General features: G+C 75.8%; 2 protein-coding genes and 1 pseudogene. All 3 read left to right on the top strand.

Features of this window, described 5'->3' with window-relative positions:
• A pseudogene (locus tag H5J29_RS29185) lies at positions 1 to 609 on the top strand (primosome assembly protein PriA); the annotation flags it as partial.
• A gap of 70 nt (positions 610 to 679) precedes the next feature.
• Positions 680 to 1,222 (top strand): peptide deformylase, encoded by a 543-nt coding sequence (def, locus tag H5J29_RS29180; protein ID WP_181784192.1) that lies wholly within the window; start codon positions 680 to 682, stop codon positions 1,220 to 1,222.
• A complete protein-coding gene (gene fmt, locus H5J29_RS29175; protein WP_181784191.1) occupies positions 1,219 to 2,151 on the top strand; it encodes a methionyl-tRNA formyltransferase in 933 nt (310 codons plus the stop codon). The genes def and fmt overlap by 4 nt, the downstream gene beginning before the upstream one ends.
• Positions 2,152 to 2,455: the final 304 nt, after the last annotated feature.

Genomic DNA, 2,455 nt, shown 5'->3' with positions numbered 1-2,455 from the left:
GCGCCGGTGCTGGCCACGGTCGCGGCGAAGCCGGAGATCGTCGTGGCCACGCCCGGGGCGGAGCCCGCGGTCGCGGGTGGCTACGGCGCGGCCCTGCTGCTCGACGGCTGGGCCATGCTCAACCGCGCCGACCTGCGGGTGCTGGAGGAGGCGCTGCGGAAGTGGCTGGCCGCCGCGGCCCTGGTCCGCCCGCACGCCGACGGCGGTCGGGTGGTGATCGTGGCCGACTCGTCCATCCCGGTGGTGCAGGCCCTGGTGCGGTGGGACCCGGCCGGGTTCGCGGCGGAGGAGCTGGCCTCGCGGGCCGAGGGGGGGTTCCCGCCCGCCGTCCGGATGGCCGCGGTGGAGGGGACGCCGGGCGCGGTCGCCGACCTCGTCGACCTGGTCTGCGAGGCCGAGCCGCGGGTCGAGGTGCTCGGCCCGGTCGAGATCGACCCGCCGGACGAGCCGGGCGCCATGCCCGAGGTCCGGGAGCGGGCGCTGCTGCGCGTCCCCCGGACCGAGGGGCGGGCGCTGGCCCGCCACCTCCACGCGGCGCAGGCGCTCCGCAGCACCCGGAAGGCGCCGGACCCGGTGCGGGTGCGGCTCGACCCGGCCGAGGTCGGCTGAGCAGTCGGCTGATCGGTCGGCTGATCAGTCCGGGTGGCAGAATGGACGCGGTCCGTCCGAGGGGAGATCCGTGTCCGTCCAGCCCGTCCGTCTGTTCGGTGATCCGGTGCTGCGCACGGCCGCCGCGCCCGTCACGACGTTCGACGCCGAGCTCCGCAAGCTCGTCGCCGACCTCACCGACACGATGCACGCCGAGGGCGGCGCAGGCCTCGCCGCACCCCAGATCGGCGTCGGTCTGCGGGTGTTCACCTTCTCGGTCGACGGCGTCGAGGGGCATCTCGTCAACCCCACCTGGACCGCGGTGGGCGCCGAGGAGCAGTTCGGGCCCGAGGGCTGCCTCTCGATCCCCGAGCTGGGCTGGGACTGCCGCCGGATGCTGAACGTGGTCGCCATGGGCTGGGACGTGCACGGCGAGCCGGTCACGGTCGAGGGCACGGCGAAGCTCGCCCGGGCGATCCAGCACGAGACCGACCACCTGGACGGCGTCCTGTTCGTCGACCGGCTCGACGCGGAGCTGCGCAAGCAGGCGATGGCCGAGATCCGGGCGACGGAGTGGTTCGCGGGGCAGACGGTCAAGGTCAGCCCGCACCCCCTGTTCGGGAAGGCGCGGTGAGGCTGGTCTTCGCGGGGACCCCCGAGCCCGCGGTCCCGGCGTTGCAGGCGCTGCTGGACTCGCCGCGCCACGAGGTCGTCGGCGTGCTGACCAGGCCGGACGCTCCCGCAGGGCGCGGGCGCACGCTCGTCCGGTCGCCGATCGGGGCGCTCGCGGACGCCCACGGGATCCCGGTGCTCACCCCGGCCCGCCCGCGGGAGCCGGCGTTCCTCGACGAGCTGCGGGCGCTGGAACCGGACTGCGTGCCGGTCGTGGCGTACGGGGCGCTGGTGCCGCGGGTCGCGTTGGACATCCCGCGGTTCGGGTGGGTCAACCTGCACTTCTCGCTGCTGCCCGCCTGGCGGGGGGCGGCGCCGGTGCAGGCCGCGATCAAGCACGGTGACGAGATCACCGGCGCCACCACCTTCCTGCTGGAGGAGGGCCTGGACACGGGCCCGTCGTACGGCGTGGTCACGGACGCGATCGGCGAGCGGGACACCACCGGCGACCTGCTCGGGCGGCTCGCGCGGTCCGGGGCACAGCTGCTGCTCGCCACCATGGACGGGATCGAGGACGGCACCCTGCGCGCCGTCCCGCAGCCCGCCGACGGCGTCTCCCTGGCGCCCAAGGTGTCGGTCGCCGACGCCCGGGTCGACTGGTCCGCGCCCGCGCTGGGCCTCGACCGCCTGATCCGCTCCGTGACCCCCGAGCCGGGCGCGTGGTGCGAGTTCCGCGATGCCCGGCTGGGCCTGGGCCCGGTCACCCCCGTGCGGACCGGCGAGGTCGAGCTGAAGCCCGGTGAGCTGCGGGCGGAGAAGAAGCGGGTGCTGGTGGGCACCGCGACGGTCCCGGTGCAGCTGGGCGAGGTCCGCCCGGTGGGGAAGAAGGCCATGCCCGCCGCGGACTGGGCCCGCGGGATGCGGATCGCCGAAGGCGAAGCCCTGACCTGACGGCGCCGCGCCGGGCACGCGAGACGTCCTGCGGAGGTCAGCGGTTCGTGGGCGCGGTGGAGATCACCGGCAAGGAGCGAAACCTGCGTTCAGCGCGGGGTCTCGCCCCACTCGGAGCGATCATGGCCGCGGTGGCGGCCGACCGGGCACCGGCGTCGGCCGCCGACCTGGGACCATCGGGGGAGCAGCGGACGGGTGCCCGACCGACGGGCGGCCCACCGCGACGACGAACGATCGAGGAGAGTGCGTGAGCGAGCCCGACGGCGGACGACCTGAGCGGGACGACCGCGGTGACCGGGGCCGG

Origin of the sequence: Pseudonocardia pini (genome assembly GCF_013870575.1) — a bacterium.
Classification (GTDB): domain Bacteria; phylum Actinomycetota; class Actinomycetes; order Mycobacteriales; family Pseudonocardiaceae; genus Pseudonocardia; species Pseudonocardia pini.
This window is presented reverse-complemented; position numbering and strand designations above follow the sequence as displayed.